Below are 22,655 nucleotides of genomic sequence, written 5' to 3'. Positions count from 1 at the left end.
CGATGTTGCCATCGAGTGACACTAATGCCAGAATCGGATCGTGCCTGCTACCGAAACCGGCGAACTGGGATTCCGCTCGCTCATCGACCTGCAATGGTGGCAGGACCGACCGGACGAGCGCCCCGCGCTCTACGCACGACTCCGGGAAAAGGGTGGGCCCATTTTTGTCCGCACCAACCGCCGCGACTCCTCTACGGCGCGCGGATTCTGGGCGGTGGGAAACCACGCCGACATCCTCGACATCAGCCGCCGGCCCGGCGAGTTCAGTTCCGCCGCCGGCACCCAGATCTTCGACCAGACCAAACAGATGCGGGAATACCGCGGCTCGATCATCGACATGGACGATCCGGAGCACATGCGGCTGCGCAAGATCGTGTCGCGCGGATTTACCCCCCGCATGCTCTCGGAGTTACGCGGCCTGGTCGAGCAGACGACTGCCGAAATCCTCGACGCGATGCCGTCTTCCGGTGAGTGCGATTTTGTCAGCGCATTCGCGACCCTGTTGCCGCTGCGGATCATCGACAGCATGCTCGGGGTCCCGCGCGAGCACGAGCAGTTCATCCTGCGGGTCAGCGACGTGGTCCTCGGCGCCTCTGACCCGGAGTACGTGCCGGATCAGAGCGTCGCCGGTATCGAGGCCGCGGTGACCGAGCACAGCGAACGGCTGATCAGCCTCCTCAAAGACATCGCCGAGGACCGGATCGCGAATCCGACCGGTGATGTGATCAGCAAGCTGGTCACCTCCGATGAGGAGAACCTCACCCCCCAGGAATTGGCGAAGTTCTTCATCCTGCTGCTCGGTGCCGGCAACGAGACCACGCGCAACGCGCTGACCCATGGCCTGCATCTTCTCAGCCGCCACCCCGATCAGCGCGACCGACTGCTCGCCGACTACGACGGCCTCGCACCGAGCGCGGTCGAAGAGATCCTGCGATACGCCAGTCCCGTGATTCACATGCGCCGCACAGTGACCGCCGATGGGGTAGCGCTGGCGTCGGGTACCCACACCTTCCACAAGGGCGACAAGGTCGTCATGTGGTATCCGGCGGCCAATCGGGACCCGGCAGTGTTCCGCGACCCGGAGGTGTTCGACATTGCCCGCAAACCCAACAACCACGTTGCTTTCGGTGGGCCGGGTCCGCATTTCTGTCTCGGCGCTCATTTGGCCAGACTCGAACTCAACGTCGCGTTTAAGATGCTCTACGACCGCTATCCGGACATCACCTCGGTCGGAGAGCCGGTGATGTTGCGCTCGAACTTCGTGAACGGCATCAAGCACCTGCGGGTCACGTATACGCCATGACCCATGAGACGACTGTGCTATCCGAAATCGGCGGCAGCGTCATGACCATCACGCTGAACCGGCCCGAGGCAGCCAACGCGCTACGACCGGTCGACCGTGACGCGGTCATCGCGCTGATCGGCGCCGCTGACGGTGATGCCGACGTACGTGTGGTGGTGCTGCGGGCCAATGGCAAACATTTCTGCGCCGGTGCCGACGTGGCCTCGCTCGCCGACCGCCGAGTCACTGTGGAGAAAAAGGTGCTGGACCCGATGCGGCGCATCATGAACGGCGCCCAGAAACTCGTGGCCGCCGTCCTGGACTGCAACAAACCGGTGATCACCGCAGTGCAAGGCGCGGCGGCCGGCGTGGGCGCTCATCTCGTCTACGCCTCCGATCTCGTCATCGCCACCGACAATGCCTACTTCGCTGAGTCTTTCGTGAAGCGTGGACTGGTGGTAGACGGGGGTGGCTGTTATCTGTTGCCGAGGCGGATCGGCATGCAGAAAGCCAAGGAGATGGCATTTTTTGGTGAAAAGCTCACTGCCGCTGAGGCGCTAGCGCTGGGCCTGGTCAACCGCGTGGTGGCGGCCGACGAACTCGACGACGTGGTGGCGGATTTCGCGGCGCGGCTAGCTGTGGCACCCACCAGTGCGATCGCGCTCACCAAGCGCCTGCTCAATGACTCGCCCGACAGCGACCGGGCCGCTGCGTTCGTGGCCGAGGCGATGGCTCAGGAGATCCAGTCGTATTCGCACGATTCGAAGGAAGGTGTCCAGGCGTTCACCGAGAAGCGGCCGACCGAGTTCACTGGCTGGTGACCACAGTGGCGCGAGCAGACATCCCGATCATCGACGCGGCCAGCGCGCCCTACTGGGCGGCGGCACGAGAGGGCCGCCTGCTAATCACCGAGTGCGGGTCATGCGCGAAGGTGCACCACTATCCCCGGCCGTTCTGTCCGTACTGCTGGAGCGATAACGTCCATCCGGTCCGGGCCAGCGGCCGCGGCACGCTGTACACGTACTCAACGGTTTACGTCAACGACTTGCCACCGTTTCGCGACCGGTTGCCCTATGTAGCGGCCATTGTCGAACTGGCCGAAGGCCCCAAGCTCATGACGATGATCGAGGGTCCGTCGCCCGAGCAACTCCAGATCGGGATGAAGGTGACCGCTTGTTTCAGACCGGTCGACGATGACCCTGACTCGGCATATTTGATTGTCTTCACCCCGACCGAGGAGACACCATGACAGGCCTGCTCGACGGCAAAGTCGCCCTGGTCACCGGTGCCGGGCACGGCATCGGCCGTGGACATGCGCTCGAGCTGGCAAGGCACGGTGCCGTCGTGATCGTCAACGACCTCGGCACTTCACTTTCCGGTGAAGGCAGCGGCAGAGTCGCCGACAAGGTCGTGCAAATCATCGAAAGCCGCGCCGGCAAAGCCATCTCCGACTTCAGCGATGTCGGCGACGAACAACAGGTCGAGCTGATGGTCGAGCGTGCCTATTCGCAGCTGGGCCGCCTGGATATTGTCGTCAACAACGCCGGTATCGTCCGCGACAAGGCGATATGGAATATGACGGCCGACGATTTCGACCTTGTGATGCGGGTGCATGTCCGGGGAAGCTGGCTGACCAGCCGGGCGGTGGCGCGCAGGTGGCGGTCGGAGGCGAAAGCCAACGGCGGCAAGGTGTATGGACGCATCATCAACACCACCTCCGGCGCGGGATTGCACGGGAATTTCGGACAGACGAATTACAGTGCGGCCAAAGCGGCGATTGTCGGCCTGACCCAGACGCTAAGCCTCGAGCTGGCGTCTATCGGAGCGACCGCGAACGTGATCAGCCCCGGCGGCCGCACCCGCATGTCGGCGTCGATGCCCGGGGCGGCGGCACCGATTGAACCCGACGAACTCAGCGAAGACGAGTTCGACCCCAAGGACCCTGCACTGAGTTCGCCGGTGGTGGCCTGGCTGGCCAGCCCCGAGGCAGGTCATATCAGCGGGCAAATCATCCGCGCGGTCGGCGAGAACCTCCAGCTACTCAAGGGCTGGCATCCCGTTGCCAGCGTATCTAATGGCGGAAAGCGTTGGAATGCAGGAAAACTCGGTGCCATTATGGGTACCGATGTGTTCGGCACCCGCAACCCGGGCCTGCGATTGGGTGGCTGAACTCAGCTTCGCCACGAGACGACTTCGCAGCGGTTGCCGAGGCTCCGGCGTCGCGAATTTCGCGAAGACCAGGACAGCGTGAGGAAGGACAGCGGTGGACGATTGCGAAGAGATCAGACGTCTCATAGCGTTGCATGCTCAGCTGCTCGATGACCGCCGATGGACCGCACTTGCGGAGCTATACTGCAGCGACGGCGTATTGCCGTGGGCGGGACAGACGTTTCGCGGGCGAAAGGCGATTATCGACGGGTTGCCCGCAACGCAGCCCCCGATCCCGAACAGGATCAAACATTTTGTCTTTGCACCGGTAATCGAGATGCATGGAAACGAGGCTCGGGCCTGGAGCGACGTGATCGTGGCTTTAATACCAGAGGACGGGCCAGCCGAGATGTCGTTTGTGGGGCGCTATCACGATCACCTTCGCCGAGAGAATGGGCGCTGGCTGTTGTTCAAACATGTCACGGTGAAAACCGGAGACCCTCTGCCTGACGATGAACGATTACCGTCGGCGCTCCATGGCGAAACGACCGATGCTAATCGATGACCATGAGCGTGAGGCCGTTTCTCGGGCATCTACGGGTCGGCTCCACTCGGTAGGGGTTGTAAAACTGCGCGGGATCCCGGTTACCGACGCCAAATAGCAGCAAGACGGTGGACTCCGATGGACGCCGCTAGCGCGGCTTGATCCGCTTATTTTACCAGTGCCGTCAACGCATGTAAGGCGGCCGAGATCAACTGAAAGGCGATCTGGAACGCCATCGCGCGCAACGGAGTCCGGCACCGATAGCCAAAGCAATCTAACGACGACAACCAGGCGCACGAAACAACGGTTCGAGCTGCTCGGGAGTGCTGCCGTGCAACACCAGCTCATCGGCGCCAGCGTCGCGATAGCGCTCGAGAACCTCGACGCACGCCGACGCCGAGCCAATCGCGGCGGCGCTAGCGGTCCATTCCGCCGGCAACATCGACGCGACGTCTACGAGTTCTTTCAGGGTAAATACGGAATCCGCCGAGCCCTTCACCCCCACCAAGCGGGGGTGAGATCGCAGCAGCGCCAATTGTTCTCGGTCCCATCCGTTGACTGCGGCCAATTGCTCTCCGAACCCGGGCACCTGGTAGTAGGTCACCGCTCGGGCTCCCACCACCGCGACCTCCTTCTCGGGAGGCAGTTCGCAGGCGACCACCACGGTGGCGTAGACGCGGACACTGCCCGCCGGACGGCCTGCTGCGCGTTCGGCGACTCGAACCAGCTCCACCGAGCGGCGTACCGCTTCTGGTGTGAGAAAGGGGTGCAACAGCACGCCGTCGAAGTGGCTGCCAGCCAACGCCAAGCCTTTCGGGCCGATCGCCGCCCAGACCAATCGTGGCGCCGGCTGATCGGGAAGGTCGTTGAGCCGCAGCGCCGGATACGTGCCAGCCGGACCGTCGTAACACACCCTCTCGCCCCGACATAGTCGCCGAAAAATGTCGGCATAGTCGACGATCGACGCATTGGTCATCCGCGGCAGACCCACCGCGGCCCACATGGCGTCGACCGATCGACCGACTCCGATGATCACGCGGCCGCCCGAAAGCGCTTGAGCAGTCATGGCCAGAGAGGCAAGCATCGCCGGATGACGAGATTGGAAGTGCGTTATACCCGAAGCAATCTGGATGGTTGACGTCACCTGACTGATGGCGCCGACAAGCACGCCGAAGTCCTTGGTCCCCCACCGTTCGCTGAGCCACAGCGTCGACATACCCAGTCGTTGGGCCGCTTGCGCCTGCCCAATTGCCAGCCTCGGATCGCTGATGCGTCCCGGCAGCGCGTAGACACCAATCGGTATCCGGTCAGTTAAGCAATCTGTCATGCAGGTATTCTGACAGTGGTATTCAATTTACGGCAGGTGTCCCATGGCATACGTGTCACATCGCGGCATTGACCATGTGCGCATTCGAGACAGGCTGCGCTGCTGGCTTCCGCCGCGGATCGCGCCGGGCGGTGTGGCGTCGTTCGATATCTCTGAGTTCACCTCCCCGGACGCCGGGTACTCGGGTAAGACACTCTTTTTCACCGTCTCGTGGGCCGATTCCGCGGGGCGGCACAGCGACGATCTGGTCTTGCGGATCCAGGCCAATGATCACCAATTGTTCACCACTCCCAACGCACCACGACAGGCCGAAGTGATGCGACGATTGGGCCGGCACGGAATTCCGGTGCCGTACATCGTCGGCGTGGAATACGACGAGACGGTATTCGGGGCCCCTTGTTATGTGATGAAGCGCGTGAAGGGCCGGGTACCGCCAGACGTGCCAAGCTGGCACAAGCGTGGGTGGACCGCCGACCTTTCGGCGGGTCAACGAGAACTGCTCTGCGACAACGCGCTTCGGTCGCTAGTCGACGTCCACCGAATCGACGACCCCGGAGACCTGCAGTTCCTGCGGGCAGGGCCTGATACGGGTACCACAGCGCTGCAGCGGTACCTGCGCAACTTGTTCGGCTGGTTCGAGTGGTGCCACGACGATCTGCGTGTCGGCACCGCTACGCTGAATCGCGCGCTAGCGGTCATTCTCGACTTCGCCCCGGACGACGAGGCCGAGACCATCGTCTGGGGCGACGCACGCGTCGGAAACATGTGCTTCGCAGAAGATCTTTCGGTGCTTGCGTTGTTCGACTGGGAGACTGCAACCACCGGACCGCCCGACATCGATGTGGGCTGGTGGCTTATGTTTGAACGGTTTCTCTGTGAGTCGCTCGGCTTCACCCGGCCGCCCGGCGTCCCCGATGACGCGGAGTTCGTGCGCCGCTACCGGGACTTCGGCGGCGTGCTTGGCGGCGACATCGTCTACTACCAGCTGCTGGCGGCGTTCGTGCTGTCGCTGATCACCAACCGGCTCGCGGTGCTGCTTGTGCGGGACGGGCTCGACACCGAGACCGCCCAAACCTACCCGCAGCGCGCGGTCGATTTGGTCGAGCACTACCTGCGGCAGTTGTAGTCCCCAGCGTGCCTGCTGTGGCCCGCATTAACACCGCAACAGCCATCCATGGGGTGATCTGACCGTTCAACTGCGGGGCTTAAACATCTCCGGTGGGTGCGCGCGGATCAAGACCCTCGCGTGCTGTCACTTGCTGGGAAGCCAACGCCCGCAAAGCAGCTCGATCCACCTTCAGCATCGGCGTTAACGGGAGTTCATCGAGGACCACGAGCTCATCCGGTGCTTTGTAGTCAGCGAGTTGCTCTTTGACGTAGGCGCGCAGCTCCGGCAGGGACGGCGGATCACCCGTCGGCACCAGGAAAGCCACCCCGATCTCGCCGATGACCGGCGCTGGACGTCCGATAACCGCCGCCGCCTTCACGCCGGGGTGCTGCGCAAGCACCCGCTCCACCTCCACCGGATGGATGTTGTAACCGCCGCGGATGTACATGTCATCGCTGCGCCCTACGATTGACAGATTGCCGTCGTCGCGGATAAATCCCACATCGCCCGTTCTCAGCCAACCCTCTCGCAGCAGCGCTGCGGTTAGCTGGGGATTGCGCCAGTAGCCGCGCATCACGCACGGCCCGCTCACCTCGATGACACCGTCGTCGGCGACCCGCACTGCCATTCCCGCTGCCGGGCGGCCGACGGTGTGGGATTGAACGTCGGGCGGATCATCGGGCTCGGTGCCACAGATGGTCGGGCATTCCGTCATCGCATAACGCACGACCAGCGCAACGCCGAGCCGCTCTGCCACGGCACGCACCAGATCCGGCGGTGCAGGCGAGGTCGCCGCGACCCCAATCCGCAAGTCCGGCAGCACATCCGCGCACACGTCTGGGACCTCCAGCAGCTTGGCCCATTGGGTCGGCACCGCACCCGCGACGGTGATGTGCTCGTCACACAGGGTCGAGAGCATGGCCGACGCCGACCACGGAACCGGCGGAATCACCAGGGTGGTGCCCCACACCAGCTGGTCCCACAGCTTGAACATATAGCCAGCATGCGCAAACGGCGTCGACGTCAGCCGCCGGTCGTACGGCGCGCTCATCACACCCGCCGATTCTGCGCCGGCCGCCAAATTTGCTGCGTCGAACACCGCCCCCTTGGGTGCGCCCGTGGTTCCGCTGGTGAAGATGACCGTCACCGGGTCGGCGCGGTCCAGCGTCACCGCCGGCAGCGAGTCGCTGCGTTCGCAGTCTTGGGCCAAGCTGTCGCGTGACAGCACGGGCCGACCCCCGGTGTCAATGACTTCCAATCGATGGTCCACGACAATCAGCGATGGATCTGCTTGATTCACAATGGCTTCGATCTCACGCGGGCCCAGCCGGGGATTCAGCCCAGTGGTGATGGCGCCGATCATCGCCGCGGCCGCGTAACACGTCGCGTAGTCGATGCCCGACGGCAACCACAGTGCGACTACATCACCCTTACCGACTCCGGCGGCGGCGAACTGCAGTGCGACTGCGCGGGCCCGACCCACCCAATCGGCGAACGTGATTCGACCGCCGGGCTCCACATAGGATTCCCGGTCACCGTGAACGGCGGCGGCAGCCTCGAGCAACGCCCGAGTGTCACCGCAGGTTGGGTCAAGCGGCGGTCGCGGCACTACGGCTCCTCGGCACCGAGAATTATCGTGCCGCTTGAGCAAAACCAGCCACCGGTAGCGCTGACACAGGCGATCTTCGCGTCCGGCACCTGCCGCGGCCCGCACTCACCGCGCAGCTGGCGAACGGCCTCCACCAAGAGGAATAAGCCGCGCTGACCCGGATGACATGCTGACAGGCCGCCCCCGTCGGTGTTGGTGGGCAGCGCCCCGCCGAGGCGCAGCGATCCCGACTCGACGAACGGACCGCCCTCACCCTTCGGGCAAAAACCAAGATCCTCGATCGTGCAGAGCAGCATGTAGGTGAATGCGTCGTAGAGTTCGGCGACGTCGACGTCGACGGGACGCACCCTGGCACGCTCGAACGCCAACGGTCCGCTCACCGCGGCCGGTCCGACCGTCATATCATCCCACTGCGAGGTCAGCATGTGCGAGGTGGTCTCGGCTGCGCCAAGTATCCACACAGGTTGAGAGCGCAGATCTTTGGCCCGTTCGCCGTTCACCATGACAACCGCGGCACCGCCGTCGCTGCGGATACAGCAGTGCAGCTTGGTGAACGGGTCTGCGATCATCGGCCCCGACATCACGTCGTCAACGGTGATCGGGTCGCGGTAGTAGGCCTCGGGATTGTCAGCGGCGTTGAACCGGGCCGATACCGCCACCTCGGCCAGCTGCTCGATGGTGGTGCCGTACTGGTACATGTGGCGGCGTGCGGCCATCGCATACTTCGATATCAAGGTGTGACCGTAGGGCGCTTCCCACTGCAGCGGGCCGCGAGCACCCCAGTTGATGCTTGCTGCGCGCAAGCCCTTTCGCAGATCTGCGCGCGCCGTCGAACCGTACGCCAGCAGCACCACGTCCGCGTGGCCGGCGGTGATCGCGTCGGCGGCGTGCGAGGCCATCACTTCCCACGCCGCGCCGCCCACTGCGGTGGAGTCAACCCACCGCGGCCGAAGCCCCAGGTATTCGCCGACGTCTACCGGGGGCAGCGCCCCCTGCCCGGTCGAGGCAAGCCCGTCCACGTCGGCCGGCGACAGGCCCGCGTCGGCCAGCGCTCGTCGGCTTGCTTGCGCGATCAGCTCGTAGGGGCTCTTATCGTCGACGCGTCCCACATCGGAGAGCGCCACCCCGGCGATCGCGACGGCGCCACTCACTGTGCGCGCTCCTGGGCGAGCAGCTCGGCCAGCGCGTCGGCTGGCTCAACGAACAAATGGCGAAATACGTGTGCGCGCTTCAGGTACAGATGCATATCGTTCTCAAACGTATAACCCATGCCGCCGAACACCTGGATGCCTGCGGCAGCATTGTCCACAGCCGCCTCGCCGGCCACGATCACAGCGGACAGCACCTGCAACAGTGCGTCGTCTCGTCCGCTGTCCAAGGCGATTGCGGCGAAGCAGGTTTGTGCTTGAGCGGCTTCGGCGGCGACTGCCATGTCCACACAGCGGTGCTTGATCGCCTGATTAACCCCGATCGGTTTGCCGAACTGGACCCGGATCTTGGCGTGCTCCGTTGCTGCCCGGGCAGCGGCAGCGGCCAGCCCAGTCAGGTAGGCAGCCGAGAGCACCATCGCACGGCACCAGATCCAGTCGGTGTCGGCGGCCAGCCAGTACAACGGCTCGGCGGCCTGGACGGTCGCCGACGCCATCCGTGTGGCAGGGTCGGCCGACTCGGCCAAGATGGGTTCGCCGAATACTGCGGCGTCGACCAGCGCGGCACCGCTGCGCGCCACCAGCAGGGCGTAGCGTGCGCCCACCGCGTCGAACAAGTCGAACGTGCCTTTGACTCGATGCGGCTCACCATGGCCACGCATCACCGCCAGGGCGACTAGTGCGCGCCCCGAACCGATCTCGTCGGCTCGCCCGGTGTCACCGCAGACCGCGGCCAGCCGCGCAGCCAATGTCCCGGCCAAGAATGGGCCGGGAGCCAGATGCTTGCCGAGCTCGATGTGCAGCAACACCTCGTCGTCGAACGCTCGACCCAAGCCGCCGAGATCCTCCGGCAGCCCGAGGGTCAGCAAGCCCATCTCGGCGGCTTCGCGCCACTCATCGGCACCCACCGCCATTTTCGCGTGGCGGTCGGTTCGGATGTGTTCGACGGGCATTCGCTGCTCAAGGAACTGCGCTGCAGCCGAGACGATTTCGAGTTGTTCAGCGGTGGGTAGGAGATTCATTGCCGTTCGTCCGTCTATCGCGGCAGCCCGAGGACGCGTTCGCCGAGGATGTTGCGCTGGATTTCCGACGTCCCGCCGCCGATCGACTGCGAAAACGACCAGTAGTAGTAGCCCACCCAACCATCGTCATCCCACCGCGACGAGGCCCGTAGGGCACCCGGTCCGAGAATGTCGAGTGCGAGTTTCCCGATTTCCTTGGTCAAATCAGCATAAAGCAGCTTGACCATCGAGCCTTTGGGGCCGGGGGTCTCGGTCTGCATCGCCAGGCAGATGTTGGAGTAGGTCAGCGCACGCAGCGAAGCCACCGACGCCCGGGCCCGCGCCAGCCGCCGGGCGATCTCGTCGTCGGCGATGGCGGGCCGACGCCCGTCAGGTCCGACATGGTCGCGGGCATAGTCGATCAGATCCTCGACGGTCTTTGCCAGGCGCACCTGGTTTGCGGTAAAGGCTGTTCCCCGTTCGAATGACAGCGTGGCCATCGCAACCGACCACCCGTTGTCCACCTCGCCCACCACGTTGGACAGCGGGATCCGCACATTGTCGTAAAACACCTCACAGAATTCAGCTCCGCCCTCAATCGTCTCGATCGGACGCACCTCGATACCCGGGCTGGACATGTCGCAGATCACCCAGGTGATGCCGCGGTGCTTGCCTTGGGTGTTATCGGTACGCACCAAAAGCTCCTGGTAGTCAGCGACCGTGGCGAAGCTGGTCCACACCTTCTGGCCGTTGACGACGAGTTCGTCGCCATCGATGACTGCCTTGGTGCGCAGCGCAGCGAGGTCGGACCCGGCGTCGGGCTCAGAGAAGCCTTGGCACCACACCACTTCTCCGCGCAGGATTTTCGGCAGATGAAACGACTTCTGCTTTTCGGTGCCCCTGATGATTAGGGTCGGCCCGGCGTGGGATAACCCGACAAAGCACGCGTCGATCCCGGGGAAGCCCCTGGCGGCGTATTCCTCGTACCAGATCAGCTGTTGCAGCAAGGTGAGCCCCTTGCCGCCGTACTCGGTGGGCCACGTGATGCCGGCCCAGCCGCCTTCCCATTGGGTGCGCTGCCAGGCGAGGTCGTACTCGCGGATGCCGGCGTGGTCGCGCGGTCGCGGTTCGACCGGCTTGTTCTCATCAAGCCAAGTGCGGACCTGGTCGCGGAACTCCAGCTGATCATCCGTGAAATCCAGGTCCATAGTCGCGGAGTATAGGTGACGCGATAGTCAGAAATAAAGCTCAGGCCGAGGGCTTCCGGTACCTGGCCACCAACTGCTCGGTAGCGCGGGCCAGCAGCGCGACGTCTGCTCCGACCAGAACGAATGTCGCACCCGCGGCCAGATAGCGGCGCGCGATCGATTCGGTAAACGCATTCACCCCGGCTGCCTTCCGCTGTTCGACGACCGTCGCTAAAGCCTTTTCGATGGCGCTGACGACCTCAGGGTGCTCAGGTTCGCCTAGTTTGCCCATCGAAGCCGCCAAATCGGCCGGACCGATGAACACCGCGTCGACCCCGTCGACCTCAGCGATGTCGCCAACGCAGCGCAGTCCTTCTGCCGATTCCACCTGTACGGTCAGTGAGACCCTGCCGCTAGCAGTGACAAGATAGTCAGAAATGCGGTTCCACCGCGACGCGCGTGCCAGCGCGCTGCCCACACCGCGAACGCCTGCTGGCGGATACCGGGTCGCCGCGACCGCGTCGGCTGCCTGCGCCGGGCTGCCGATCATCGGCACCACGAGATTGGTCGCCCCGATGTCGAGTAGCTGCTTGATCAACACCGGATCCGCGGCGGGCGGGCGCACCACCACATCGACGTCGGGGTAGCCGGCGAGCACCTGCAGCTGCTCAAGCGTGGTGCGCAAGTCGTTGGGCGCGTGCTCCTGGTCCAGCAGCACCCAGTCAATGCCCGACCCGGCGCAAATATCCGTGACATACCCGCTGCCAGACGCGAGCCACATGCCGAATCGCGGGGTACCGGCGTTGATGCGTTGGACCCAGCGGTTGCTCACCGAACCGTCTCCCCACGATCGAACACCACCGACACCGTCCCGAGCGTGCCGAAATCCGCGACGAACGTGTCCCCCGCCTCCGCGAACACCGGCTTGGTGAACGACCCGGACAAGATCACCTCGCCACGCTGAAGCGAAACACCGTACCCCGCAAGACGATTGGCAAGCCAGGCGACACCGTTGCCTGGATGGTTGAGCACCGCCGCCGCCACCCCGGACTCCTCGACCGTGCCGTTGCGCAGCAACAGCGCTGCTACCCACCGCAAGTCGACGTCGAGCGGGCGGAACACCCGCCCACCCAGCACTAGGCCGGCGTCGGCCGCGTTGTCGGCGATCGTGTCGACGATCGTACGCAGATGACCGGTGTCAGGGTCGGCCATCTGCACCCGGGCATCGAGGATCTCCAGCGCCGGGGTGACGAACTCGGTAGCCCGCAACACATCGAAGAGCGTCACCTCGGGTCCCCGCAGCGTCTCCCCGAGTACAAACGCCAATTCGACTTCAATCCGCGGCCGGATGAAGCGACCCGGCGGCACTCGGCCACCGTTGTCGACGAACATGTCGTCGAAGAGCGTGCCGTAGTCCGGCTCATCGATCGATGCCGCACGCTGCATCACCTTGGAAGTAAGGCCAATTTTGCGGCCCCTCACCGCCCGGCCGTCAGCGACCTTAAGCTCGACGAGCGCCCGCTGCACCGCATACGCGTCCTCGATAGTCATATCCGGGTACTCAAGCGACAACTGCCGGATCGGCTCACGTCGCTGCTCGGCGAGGTAGAGCCGCTGCGCGATTTCGCTGATCTCGTGGGGACCGGGCCGTCTCATTGGCACAGTGTCACTTGGCGAGGAAAGCGACCGCGGCCGGATTGAACGATTCGGGATCTTCGAAATGCGGCCAATGGCGCACCCCGGGCATGTCGAAAATCTCGGCGCCGGGGATCAGCTCTGCGATCGCGGTCGCGGTGTCTTGGTAGACACCGAGGTCGCGGCCCGACGCCACGACCATCACCGGCGCCGTGATCGACCTCCACTGCTCCTCCGGAATCAAGTTGCGCTCGCGGGCGGCGGCATCTTGCAGGATCAGCAGATGGTCGATGGTCTCGCGGGTATCGGCGCGTTCATAAATCGCCCGACGCAGCCCGATAAGGTCGGGCAGCCGGTTGGCTTCGTCGGCGATCAGGTGCTCGAAGACCGCGTACAGCGACTCCCAGGTGGGCTCGTTGACGGCCTTGGTGCGCTCAGCGCGAATCCGTGCCATGTTCGATGCAACCGCCTCCTTGCCCGCGGGTGACATCAGGATCATCCTGCTCACCCGGTCGGGATGCGACACCGCAATCGCCGCGGAGACCCAGGCGCCCAGTGACATCCCGATGAAGTGGGCCTTGTCCATGCCGAAGTAGTCCATCACCTTCAGTACGTGCTCGCGGTAGACGGCGATCTCGTAGTCGTAGTCGGGCTTGCCTGAAAACCCGTTGCCCACCATGTCGATGGCCACGCAGTGGAAGTGCTCGGATAGCGTGCCCAGGTTGGGCGCAAACGTCTCCCAGTGCCCGCCCGTGCCGTGCAGCAACACCAGGTGCGGTTTATCACGCAAGCCGGCCTCGGCGTAGCGGGTCGGCACCACAGCGCCATGGACCTCGATGTCGGTGAACCCCTGGGTGAACGCCACCTCCTTCAGGTACATCCAGATGCTTCGGTAGTTCTCGGTGTCGACCGCCGCGCCGCCCGCTGACCGCGGTGGTGCTGACCGTTGCCCCATCTCGCCCTCTTCCAATATTTCTGACATTGATGTCAACTATTATGTCCCGGTGTCGGCACCGCTCGCGGTGTTTGATTAGCGTGCATGTTCCCACGTAGATCATGCAATAGTAAATCTGCCCGACCACAGTTCAGTAGATGTCACATTTTTCAGCCTGATTGATTCTGACAGTTGTATGCGGTAATACTAGGGAGGTGGACATCGCGGCTGCGAGGCGGCGTGTACTGGCCGACTTGGCCAACGAGTTCGCCGCCGTCCGGCTATCGTTGGACCTCAACGGCAACGGCCCACGGTTGCTGGTCGAAGACCTCGAAAGCGGCACGCACGTTTTCTTATGCCCGTTGGAATTAGCCAGCTTTACCCTGGCCACAGCCCAAGATCGCGAGGAATGGCTGCGCGTAGGCAACTACAGAGCGGGCCGCGAACGCGGCGGGCCGGGCCCGTGACGGTGACCGCCGACCTGGTCGGCTTCGGGATGACAGCCATGTCACTGCGGGCGGGCCCCACCCCGGTGCAGCTGGCCTGTCAGGCTGCTGCCGCAGCCCTCGCCGACGCCGGCATCGGCCCCGGCGACGTCGACGGCTTGCTGGTCGGGTCGTCCCAGGGAGTGCGCCCGGACCGGCTCGGCGTCGCCTTCGCCGCCCAGGGCGGCTTCGCCGACCTGCGGCTGCTCGAGCACGTCGAAATCAAGGGCGCTACCACGATCGCGATGATCCAGCGTGCAACGCACGCGATTGCCGCCGCTGAGGCGTCGACGGTGGTGTGCGTGTTCGCTGACGCCCCAGTGGTGGCGGGTAAGGGCGCGGGCTCGACATACGCGCACAGCGGCGGCAACACCGGAGTACGCGGGCTAGAACGCGCCTCTGGCCTGCTCGGCTCGGTACCCACCTACGCGCTACTGGCGCAGCGCTGGTTGCACATCACCGGTTCTAGCACCGACGACCTGTGCGCGGTGGCCACCCAAGCGCGGACCTGGGCGATGGGCAATCCCGACGCGGTCAACCGTGAACCCCTCGACGCCGACGGTTACGCCGCCAGCCCAATGGTCGCCGAGCCGCTGCGTCGGGTGGACTGCGCGCGCCCGGTCAACGGCGCCGTCGCGGTGGTGCTGACCGGGCGGCCGTCGACCGCTACCGTGCGGCTCCGGATCCGCGGCACCGGTCGCCACCATCCGGTGCGGCGCCGCCGGTCAGGTGCCGAATCGTGGTTCGGTGGCGGAGTCCGCGCTGTCGACGATGCGCTCACCCATGCCGGCCTCACGCGCACTGACCTCGACATCGCCGAACTGTATGACCCGTTCTCGATCGTCACGCTGGTTCTGCTCGACGAATACCGGCTGACCGGCGATACACCGGCGGGTGCGTTCGTCCGCGCCGGCCAGATCGGTCCGGGCGGACTGCTGCCCACCAATACCGGCGGGGGACAGCTATCAGGCTTCTACCTCCAGGGCATGACACCGCTGGCCGAGGCCATCACGCAACTCCGCGGCGCCGGCGGCGAGCGCCAGGTGCCCGGCGCGACCACCGCGCTGGTGGCCGGCATCGGCGGGCGACTGGACCACCATGCGGCGCTCATCTTGGAACGGGCGGCATGACCACGGTGGCAGACGCGACGATGGACTGGCTGCTCGAGACGGCGCTAGCCCCCGATGCCGACGACGAGGTGATCCGTCCGTTGTACGAGGCCGCAGCGCGTTGCGAACTCATGCTGCCGTGCTGCGCCGAATGCGACCTGCCACTGGAGCTTGATCAGCAGGTCTGTGACCGCTGCGGCTGCCAGCAGCGACACTGGGTACCGGTGGAACCGATCGGGGTCGTCCATTCGTCGACGCTCATGCACCGCCGGGAAGCCGGCCTCGTCCGCGCCGAGCACCCCTATCCGATCGTCGACGTCGAACTCACCAGCGGACACCGCATCGTGATGACCACTGCGGCACCCTGCCACAGCGCGCCACCCATCGGCGCCGCGGTGCGCATCGGCTACCGCCGCCTCGGCCATGTGGCGATTCCCGCCATCGACACCTGGGAGGACAACACATGACGACCCTGGACACTGCCGACGCGGTCGACGACTTCGACGTCACCGCGGTCGTGCAGACCGATCGTGTGCACGGATCGGTGTACACCTCGCCGGAGATTTTCGCCCGCGAGATGGACACGATCTTCAAGGCGGGCTGGGTCTACGTGGCCCACGAGAGCGAGATCAGCGAGCCTGGCGACTACCTGACCCGCATGATCGGCCGCGACCCGGTCGTGGTGGTCCGAGGTAAGGACGGCGTGGTACGGGTGCTACTCAACCGGTGCACCCATCGCGCCAACAAGCTGTGCAACGCCGAGAAAGGCAGCGCCAACTCGTTCCGCTGCCCGTACCATGGCTGGACTTTCAGCAACACCGGAGAGCTGCAGGGTGTTCCAATGCGGGAAGCCTATGGCGACATGTTCAAACAGATGCGCTCAGAACTCGGGCTGGCCCAGGCACCCCGCGTCGACAGTTACGGTGGCTTCATTTTCGCGTCCCTTGCACCACAGGGTATTTCGCTGTCTGAACATCTTGGTAGGGCAACCACGGCCATCGACCGCCTGCTGAACCTGTCCCCCTCCCACTCGATCGACCTGCGGGGAAACTGGATGAAGCACCTCCACCACGCGAACTGGAAGATGGTGGTGGAAAACAACGTCGACGGCTATCACGCGCTCTTCACGCACGCCTCGGTCTATGATGCGATCCGGCCGGCGAAGGTCTCCCATGTGCCCAGCAAGGTCGACGTCGTAGTCCGCGACATGGGCAACGGGCATTCCGAGATCGACTACAGCAACGAATACCGCAAACTCGACGAGGAATTCGTATGGTACGGGCGGATTCCGCGCGACAAGCTGGCCGAGTACGTGGAGGCGCTGGAACGCGCCTACGGTCCCGCGCAGGCGCACGACGCGCTAGTCGTCGGCCCGCCGCATACGCTGATCTGGCCCAACCTGTTCCTGGCGGAGATGAACGTCATGTTCGTCGAACCTCAGGCAGTGGACCGCACTATCGCCTATACCACCGCAGTGCAAATGCCCGGGCAGGACAAACTCAACGAGCGCACGCTTCGGCGTTCCGAAGGCGCGATGGGGCCCGCGGGGTTCCTCATCGCCGACGACGGCGAGATCGGCATGCGCAACCAAGCCGGACTGGCCGCCGAACTACCGGAGTGGCTGGTGCTCTCGCGGGGCATGGACAGCGACATCCGAGACGAGACCGGGATCGTCAACTCAGACAAGAGCGCCGAGACGCCGCAACGCGGTTTCTATGCCCAATGGGCCGCGGTCGTCGGCGGGAAAGTGTGACCGATGACTGTTGACGCGCAGCCCCAAAGCCCGGCCATGCGGCCGCTGCCGGATCCAGACATCCTATCGTTTTTATATCTGGAGGCCCGGTTAGCCGACGAGGGTCGGTACTCGGAGTGGGAGTCGCTGTGGGCCGACGACGACACAGTCGAGTACCGGGTGCCGATGCACACCGACGACGATCCACGTACCACACTGGCCTACATCAACGACAACAGACGGCGCATCAAAAGCCGTGTGGCACAGCTCAACACCGGAAATCGGCATTCCCAGAACCCGCCGTCAGTGATGCGCCGGTTGTTGTCCAACAGTGAGGTCGTCGACCAGACCGGAGACACGGTGACCGTCGAATCGAACTTTGCCCTCTTCGAATACCGGATACGGCAACGGTATTGGGCCGGCCGTGTGGTCCACACCATCCGTAGATCAAACGACGGGCCGAAGCTGGTCCGCAAAATCGTCCACCTCATCGACGCAAGCGGTCCCATCGATACGCTCGCGTTTCTGATCTGACCATGCTCGTCGGAGACATCGCCAGCAACAACGCCCGCCGGTACCCGCATAAGCGAGCACTTGTCGAAGGCAACCGGGTGCATACCTGGTCGCAAGTCGACGACCGGGCCCGGCGATTGGCGAACTTTATGGCCAGCCGAGGACTGATGACCGGCGACCGGGTGCTGGTTATCGCTCGCAATTGCATTGAGTGGCCTGAGATCTCGTTCGGCCTTGCCAAAGCGGGACTCATCGCGGTTCCGGTCAACATACGCCTTGCGGCCGACGAGGTCGCTCATGTTCGTGACGACTCCGGTGCTCGAGCTGCGATAGTCCACGCCGACCAGTTGAGGAAATTCATCGGCGAGCTCTGCGAGATGGCAGTGGTGCTCGGCATCGATGGCCGCCGGGAGCTGGGCGACAACGACTTGGTAACCGACTATGAGACGGCGTTAGGGCATGCATGGCCCGCCCCGCCGCATATCGACATCTCGCCTGATGATCTCGCGGTCATCCTCTATACCAGCGGCACCACCGGCCGGCCCAAGGGAGTGATGCACACCCACCGCGGGTTGCTGTACCAGGCGGCCGACACCAACCTCGTCACCGAGGCCAACCGCTCCGACGTGATGCTGGCAACTACCCCGTTCTTCACCGCCGGCGGCATGGTCCGCACAGTGTCGTGGCTATATCTGGGCCAAACCATGGTTATCCACCAGAAGTTCGACCCACAGGCGGTTATCGACGAGATCGAGCGCAGCAGCATCACTTTCACAACGTTTATTCCCACTATGCTGCAGCGTACGCTGGCCATCCTCGAAGACGGTCCGCAGCGTGACATGTCGAGCCTGCGCCGCATATCTTACGGCTCGGCCCCCGTGCCACCCGGTCTGGCACGCCGGGCAATGGATCTGCTCGGCTGCGACCTGCAGCAACGTTACGGGCTCACCGAGTGCGGCGGCCAGGCCACCATCTTGACCCCCCAGGACCACCGCGACATCGTCAATGGCAAGACGTCGATCGCGACCTCGTGCGGGCAGGAAACGCCGATGTGTGCGATCCGTATCATCGACCCCGAGGGCAATACCCTGTCCGCAGGCCAAGTCGGCGAGATCGTGATCGTCAGCCCCGCCAACGCCATCGGCTACTGGAACCGGCCCGAGCAGACCGCCGAGACGTTTCGGCCGGATGGGCTGCGCACCGGCGACCTCGGCTACCTCGACGACGAAAACTACCTGCACATCACCGGCCGCAAGACCGACATGATCATCTCGGGCGGCTTCAACGTCTATCCCGCCGAGATCGAGCGGGTCATCGGCCACCATGACGGGGTCGATATGGTCGCTGTGGTCGGAGTTCCCGACCCGGAGTGGGGTGAGACTCCGGTCGCCGTAGTCGTCCCCAAACGCCACGTAACCGATCGGGATCGTCTGACTGCCGAATTGTCGGCGCTGTGTCGGGCCGAATTGGCTGGTTACAAGCAGCCGCGGCGCTTCGAATACCGCGATGAATTCCCCCTGGGTCCCGCGGGCAAGATTCTCAAGCGTGAGATAGCTAACCAGGTGATACAGGTAGTCGGCTCGGTTGAGAGGATGTCGGTGACATCCCGACATAGCGAGGAGGCCCGATGACCGACCTGACCGACCTGCAGACCATCGAGTTCGAGCTCGCTGATCACGTGGCGACCGTGACGCTCAATCGGCCCGACCGGTTGAATAGCTTCAACGAATTGATGAGTCGTGAACTTACGGCGGTGTGGCAGCGGGTTCGCGATGACGAAGATATTCGTGTTGCTGTGCTCCGCGGTAACGGTGAGCGCGCGTTCTGCACGGGGCTCGACGTATCCGAGGGCACCTGGTGGACCCACCAACCGATCTTCAACCAGGAAGACCCCGGTGCCGTACTCGGGCCGAAGGCACATCGGGTGTGGAAGCCGGTCATCGCCGCGTTGCACGGCATGGTGGCGGGTGGAGCGATGTATTTTGTCAACGAATGCGACTTCGCGATCTGCTCGGAGTCCGCGACGTTCTTCGACCCGCATGTCAACTCCGGTGCCGTCTCGGCGCTGGAGCCGATGGGCATGCTCGCCCTCGGCGTGCCCTACGGAGAGGTGATGCGATGGGCGCTGATGGGCAGCGAAGAACGCATGTCCGCCCATACTGCGCTGCGCATCGGCCTGGTTACCGAGATCGTTCCGGACAACGAACTACGTTCGCGTGCAGCCGAATTGGCTGCTGAAATCGCCGCCCGGCGCCCCAAAGGCGTCCAAGGGACCGTACGCGCAATGTGGGAGGCGCGCGACCTGCCGCCAATTATCGCGGCACGGCATGGCCTGTCTTACACCCACATCGGTAACCCCGGCGAGGGCCGCAGCGACTCGCGTGCCAACAAAAAACCACCCCGGATCCGATGACCAAGAACGCTCTGACAAAGATGGCAACCGAGCAGCTGGTCGAATTTAAGTTACTGATCGGCGGCCGCCGGGTCAGCGCGGCCAGCGGCGCCACCTACGACAGCATCGACCCCTACACCGGACAACCGTGGGCCCGCGTGCCCAACGGCGACGCAACCGATGTCGACCGCGCGGTGGCAGCAGCGCGAGCGGCCCTCGACGGGCAATGGGGCCGGCTTACCGCCACCGCCCGCGGCAAGCTGCTATGGCGGCTCGGCGAGATCCTCGCCCGAGAGGCCGAAAGCCTCGCCGAACTCGAGGTACGCGACGGCGGCAAGCTGATGCGCGAGATGGTCGGCCAGATGCGTTCTTTGTCCGACTATTACTTCTATTACGCCGGACTCGCCGACAAACTGCAGGGCGCGGTCGTGCCCACCGACAAGCCGAACTACTTCGTGTACACCCGCCACGAACCGCTCGGGGTGGTGGGCGCGATCACCCCCTGGAATTCGCCGCTGCTGCTGTTGACGTGGAAGCTGGCCGCGGGCCTCGCCGCCGGCTGCACGTTCGTCGTCAAGCCCAGCGATCACACCCCCACCTCGACCCTGGCGTTCGCGACGCTGTTCGCCGAAGCGGGTTTTCCGCCCGGCGTGATCAATGTGGTCACCGGGTGGGGCCCGGAGACCGGTGCCGCGCTGGCTTCCCATCCGGGTGTGGACAAGATCGCATTCACCGGATCCACCGCCACCGGCATCGAGGTCGGCAAGGCCGCCATCGCGAACATGACCCGGTTCACCCTCGAACTAGGCGGCAAATCGGCACAGGTTGTCTTCGACGACGCGGACCTGGATGCCGCCGCCAACGGTGTGATTGCCGGCGTGTTCGCCGCCACCGGGCAGACCTGCCTGGCGGGTTCACGGCTGCTGGTACACGAAAGGGTCGCCGACGCGCTGACAGACAAGATCGTTGCCCGCGCCGCGACGATCAAGCTGGGCGACCCTAAGGATCCGACCACCGAGATGGGCCCGGTTTCAAACGCTTCGCAATACGAAAAGGTATTGTCGCACTTCGCATCCGCCCGCGAGCAGGGCGCTACCATTGCCTGCGGCGGCGAACCCGACGACAAGCTCGGCGGATACTTCGTCAAGCCAACGGTGCTGACCGGGGTAAGCCCGTCGATGCGCGCCGTGGTCGAGGAGATTTTCGGCCCGGTGCTCGTAGTGATGACGTTCACCGACGAAGACGAAGCCGTCGCCGCGGCCAACGCCACCGAGTTCGGGCTAGCCGGCGCGGTCTGGACTAAAGACGTTCACCGCGCCCACCGGGTGGCCGCCAAGCTGCGTGCCGGCACGGTGTGGGTCAACGCCTATCGTGTCGTGGCACCACATGTTCCGTTCGGCGGCATAGGTTTCAGCGGGATAGGTCGGGAAAACGGCATCGAGGCCGTCAAGGATTTCACCGAGACCAAGGCGGTGTGGGTGGAGCTGTCCGGGGCAACCCGTGACCCATTCACGTTGGGATGAGCTTCGAGTTTCCGACCCGGGCGCCGCCAGTTAGCGCTCGAGAGAGCAACCTGTGCATTACAACCACCTGTGCGGCCACGCGGTGAAATTATGCTGATGGCGGCGTCCGGCAAGATGGCGATGCTCACTCACTCCCGTCCGCTGGAGCTCATCGACCGCCGACGAACGAAGGCGACGCCGGCTCCATCACGATGCATCGGGCGGTTGGGGCGCATCAGTGTGAACGCACACCGAAATCGATGTCGCCGAGACCGCGAAACGGCGTGAAACCCGGTTTCGCATACCACGACGGCCGGACCTGGTGCCCTGGCCGAGGCCGAGCCCATTCGACCCAGGCTCCCCAGTCATTGCGGCTGAGCTTGTCTTCGAGCGTCTGCGGAAATGCCTGCTCGGCAGCGCGGTAGCGTTGCGCGAATGCCTTCATCTCCCCCATCACCCAGATGTCTTCTTCCCGGCTCCACTTTCCGCCGCCGGCGTAGTCGACAATCTGAAATGACGGGAAATCAATTGGCGGCGCGCCTGGTTCGGGATTGTCGGCACGGTTGAGGCACTCGTACACCACACGGTTGCCGTCGATGACGTACCACTTCAACACGGTGTACACCATCGGCGACGCCCCCATCGTGCCCTCAAGGTAGCGGGCAATCTCCTCGGGCCCGGTGAAAGTGCCGTAGTAGTGGTCGAAGTATTCGGCGTCGTCAGTGAAAAGATTCGCCCAACCGACCCAGTCCTCCATGACCGGTCCGGTCATGTAGTAGTGCCGAAATTCTCGCTCCACTTCGGCGCGATCGGCCATCGATGCTCCTTTGGGTCCTATCAGGTAGTTTCGATCGTTCAGCGCCGCGACGGTTAGGGCGGGCCAGCGGCCGCCACTCGGGAATTTCCCAGGGATCGACACCCGAATACCGTGACGGTGGTTACCTCGCCCACCGTCTCAATCTAACCTATTTCTGACGCTATGTATATGCAGTTTCTGTC

23 protein-coding genes are annotated in these 22,655 nt (G+C 64.2%); 14 read left to right on the top strand and 9 right to left on the bottom strand.

Annotated elements, in window-relative coordinates; genetic code table 11:
* The first annotated feature begins 40 nt into the window (after nt 1–40).
* The 5 genes from MHEC_RS03725 (at nt 41) to MHEC_RS03705 (ending at nt 3,995) form a co-directional block, all read left to right on the top strand.
* A complete protein-coding gene (locus tag MHEC_RS03725; RefSeq protein ID WP_048889837.1) occupies nt 41–1,303 on the top strand; it encodes a cytochrome P450 in 1,263 nt (420 codons plus the stop codon).
* Nucleotides 1,300–2,103 carry an enoyl-CoA hydratase/isomerase family protein gene (locus tag MHEC_RS03720; RefSeq protein ID WP_048889836.1) on the top strand — a complete coding sequence of 268 codons (804 nt, stop codon included), beginning with the start codon at nt 1,300–1,302 and terminating at the stop codon, nt 2,101–2,103. The genes MHEC_RS03725 and MHEC_RS03720 overlap by 4 nt, the downstream gene beginning before the upstream one ends.
* Nucleotides 2,104–2,108: 5 nt before the next feature.
* Complete coding sequence (locus MHEC_RS03715; protein ID WP_048889920.1) at nt 2,109–2,531, top strand: Zn-ribbon domain-containing OB-fold protein; 423 nt, start codon at nt 2,109–2,111, stop codon at nt 2,529–2,531.
* Nucleotides 2,528–3,451, top strand: coding sequence for an SDR family NAD(P)-dependent oxidoreductase (locus tag MHEC_RS03710; protein ID WP_048889835.1), 924 nt, complete (start codon nt 2,528–2,530; stop codon nt 3,449–3,451). The genes MHEC_RS03715 and MHEC_RS03710 overlap by 4 nt, the downstream gene beginning before the upstream one ends.
* A gap of 94 nt (nt 3,452–3,545) precedes the next feature.
* Nucleotides 3,546–3,995 (top strand): nuclear transport factor 2 family protein, encoded by a 450-nt coding sequence (locus tag MHEC_RS03705; protein WP_048889834.1) that lies wholly within the window; start codon nt 3,546–3,548, stop codon nt 3,993–3,995.
* Nucleotides 3,996–4,248: 253 nt separating this feature from the next.
* On the opposite strand, the gene MHEC_RS03700 is transcribed toward MHEC_RS03705, so the two are convergent.
* Complete coding sequence (locus MHEC_RS03700) at nt 4,249–5,301, bottom strand: TIGR03857 family LLM class F420-dependent oxidoreductase (RefSeq protein ID WP_048889833.1); 1,053 nt, start codon at nt 5,299–5,301, stop codon at nt 4,249–4,251.
* 43 nt (nt 5,302–5,344) lie between these two features.
* Here MHEC_RS03700 and MHEC_RS03695 point away from each other — a divergent pair, with 43 nt between their 5' ends.
* Entirely contained in the window at nt 5,345–6,427 is a 1,083-nt protein-coding gene (locus tag MHEC_RS03695; RefSeq protein ID WP_048889832.1) for a phosphotransferase family protein, read from the top strand.
* 79 nt (nt 6,428–6,506) lie between these two features.
* On the opposite strand, the gene MHEC_RS03690 is transcribed toward MHEC_RS03695, so the two are convergent.
* From MHEC_RS03690 to MHEC_RS03660, 7 genes are read right to left on the bottom strand one after another with little or no spacing between them, the layout of a single operon-like run.
* Nucleotides 6,507–8,018, bottom strand: coding sequence for a class I adenylate-forming enzyme family protein (locus MHEC_RS03690; RefSeq protein WP_048889831.1), 1,512 nt, complete (start codon nt 8,016–8,018; stop codon nt 6,507–6,509).
* Nucleotides 8,018–9,169, bottom strand: a complete 1,152-nt coding sequence (locus MHEC_RS03685) for an acetyl-CoA acetyltransferase (protein WP_048889830.1) — start codon at nt 9,167–9,169, stop codon at nt 8,018–8,020. The genes MHEC_RS03690 and MHEC_RS03685 overlap by 1 nt, the downstream gene beginning before the upstream one ends.
* Entirely contained in the window at nt 9,166–10,188 is a 1,023-nt protein-coding gene (locus tag MHEC_RS03680) for an acyl-CoA dehydrogenase family protein (RefSeq protein ID WP_048889829.1), read from the bottom strand. Before MHEC_RS03680 ends, MHEC_RS03685 begins: the two co-directional genes overlap by 4 nt.
* 14 nt (nt 10,189–10,202) lie before the next feature.
* Complete coding sequence (locus MHEC_RS03675) at nt 10,203–11,375, bottom strand: acyl-CoA dehydrogenase family protein (protein ID WP_048889828.1); 1,173 nt, start codon at nt 11,373–11,375, stop codon at nt 10,203–10,205.
* Nucleotides 11,376–11,415: 40 nt separating this feature from the next.
* Nucleotides 11,416–12,186 carry an aldolase/citrate lyase family protein gene (locus MHEC_RS03670; protein ID WP_275952252.1) on the bottom strand — a complete coding sequence of 257 codons (771 nt, stop codon included), beginning with the start codon at nt 12,184–12,186 and terminating at the stop codon, nt 11,416–11,418.
* On the bottom strand, nt 12,183–13,010 hold the full coding sequence (hpaH, locus tag MHEC_RS03665; protein ID WP_048889827.1) for a 2-oxo-hept-4-ene-1,7-dioate hydratase: 828 nt from the start codon (nt 13,008–13,010) through the stop codon (nt 12,183–12,185). The genes MHEC_RS03670 and hpaH overlap by 4 nt, the downstream gene beginning before the upstream one ends.
* Before the next feature lie 10 nt (nt 13,011–13,020).
* The gene (locus tag MHEC_RS03660; RefSeq protein WP_048889918.1) at nt 13,021–13,944 is read right to left on the bottom strand and encodes an alpha/beta fold hydrolase; all 924 of its coding nucleotides are present in this window, start codon (nt 13,942–13,944) and stop codon (nt 13,021–13,023) included.
* Between the two features lie 194 nt (nt 13,945–14,138).
* On the opposite strand from MHEC_RS03660, the gene MHEC_RS03655 reads away from it, so the two are divergent.
* From MHEC_RS03655 to MHEC_RS03620, 8 genes are read left to right on the top strand one after another with little or no spacing between them, the layout of a single operon-like run.
* Entirely contained in the window at nt 14,139–14,390 is a 252-nt protein-coding gene (locus MHEC_RS03655) for a hypothetical protein (RefSeq protein ID WP_048889826.1), read from the top strand.
* A gap of 29 nt (nt 14,391–14,419) precedes the next feature.
* A complete protein-coding gene (locus tag MHEC_RS03650) occupies nt 14,420–15,538 on the top strand; it encodes a thiolase family protein (protein WP_048889917.1) in 1,119 nt (372 codons plus the stop codon).
* A complete protein-coding gene (locus MHEC_RS03645) occupies nt 15,535–15,984 on the top strand; it encodes a Zn-ribbon domain-containing OB-fold protein (protein ID WP_048889825.1) in 450 nt (149 codons plus the stop codon). The genes MHEC_RS03650 and MHEC_RS03645 overlap by 4 nt, the downstream gene beginning before the upstream one ends.
* Nucleotides 15,981–17,270 carry an aromatic ring-hydroxylating oxygenase subunit alpha gene (locus MHEC_RS03640; RefSeq protein ID WP_172442170.1) on the top strand — a complete coding sequence of 430 codons (1,290 nt, stop codon included), beginning with the start codon at nt 15,981–15,983 and terminating at the stop codon, nt 17,268–17,270. Before MHEC_RS03645 ends, MHEC_RS03640 begins: the two co-directional genes overlap by 4 nt.
* 3 nt (nt 17,271–17,273) lie before the next feature.
* Nucleotides 17,274–17,783, top strand: a complete 510-nt coding sequence (locus tag MHEC_RS03635; protein WP_048889824.1) for an aromatic-ring-hydroxylating dioxygenase subunit beta — start codon at nt 17,274–17,276, stop codon at nt 17,781–17,783.
* Between the two features lie 2 nt (nt 17,784–17,785).
* The gene (locus tag MHEC_RS03630) at nt 17,786–19,393 is read left to right on the top strand and encodes a class I adenylate-forming enzyme family protein (protein ID WP_048889823.1); all 1,608 of its coding nucleotides are present in this window, start codon (nt 17,786–17,788) and stop codon (nt 19,391–19,393) included.
* Nucleotides 19,390–20,175 (top strand): enoyl-CoA hydratase/isomerase family protein, encoded by a 786-nt coding sequence (locus MHEC_RS03625; RefSeq protein ID WP_048889822.1) that lies wholly within the window; start codon nt 19,390–19,392, stop codon nt 20,173–20,175. Before MHEC_RS03630 ends, MHEC_RS03625 begins: the two co-directional genes overlap by 4 nt.
* Nucleotides 20,172–21,677 carry an aldehyde dehydrogenase gene (locus MHEC_RS03620; protein ID WP_082169506.1) on the top strand — a complete coding sequence of 502 codons (1,506 nt, stop codon included), beginning with the start codon at nt 20,172–20,174 and terminating at the stop codon, nt 21,675–21,677. Before MHEC_RS03625 ends, MHEC_RS03620 begins: the two co-directional genes overlap by 4 nt.
* Before the next feature lie 214 nt (nt 21,678–21,891).
* On the opposite strand, the gene MHEC_RS03615 is transcribed toward MHEC_RS03620, so the two are convergent.
* Nucleotides 21,892–22,473 carry a nuclear transport factor 2 family protein gene (locus tag MHEC_RS03615; RefSeq protein ID WP_048889821.1) on the bottom strand — a complete coding sequence of 194 codons (582 nt, stop codon included), beginning with the start codon at nt 22,471–22,473 and terminating at the stop codon, nt 21,892–21,894.
* Between the last annotated feature and the right edge of the window lie 182 nt (nt 22,474–22,655).

Source organism: Mycobacterium heckeshornense (assembly GCF_016592155.1).
In the GTDB taxonomy this organism is placed as follows: Bacteria; Actinomycetota; Actinomycetes; order Mycobacteriales; family Mycobacteriaceae; genus Mycobacterium; species Mycobacterium heckeshornense.
The sequence above is the reverse complement of the archived record's forward strand: the minus strand, read 5'-3'. Positions and strand labels throughout refer to the sequence as shown.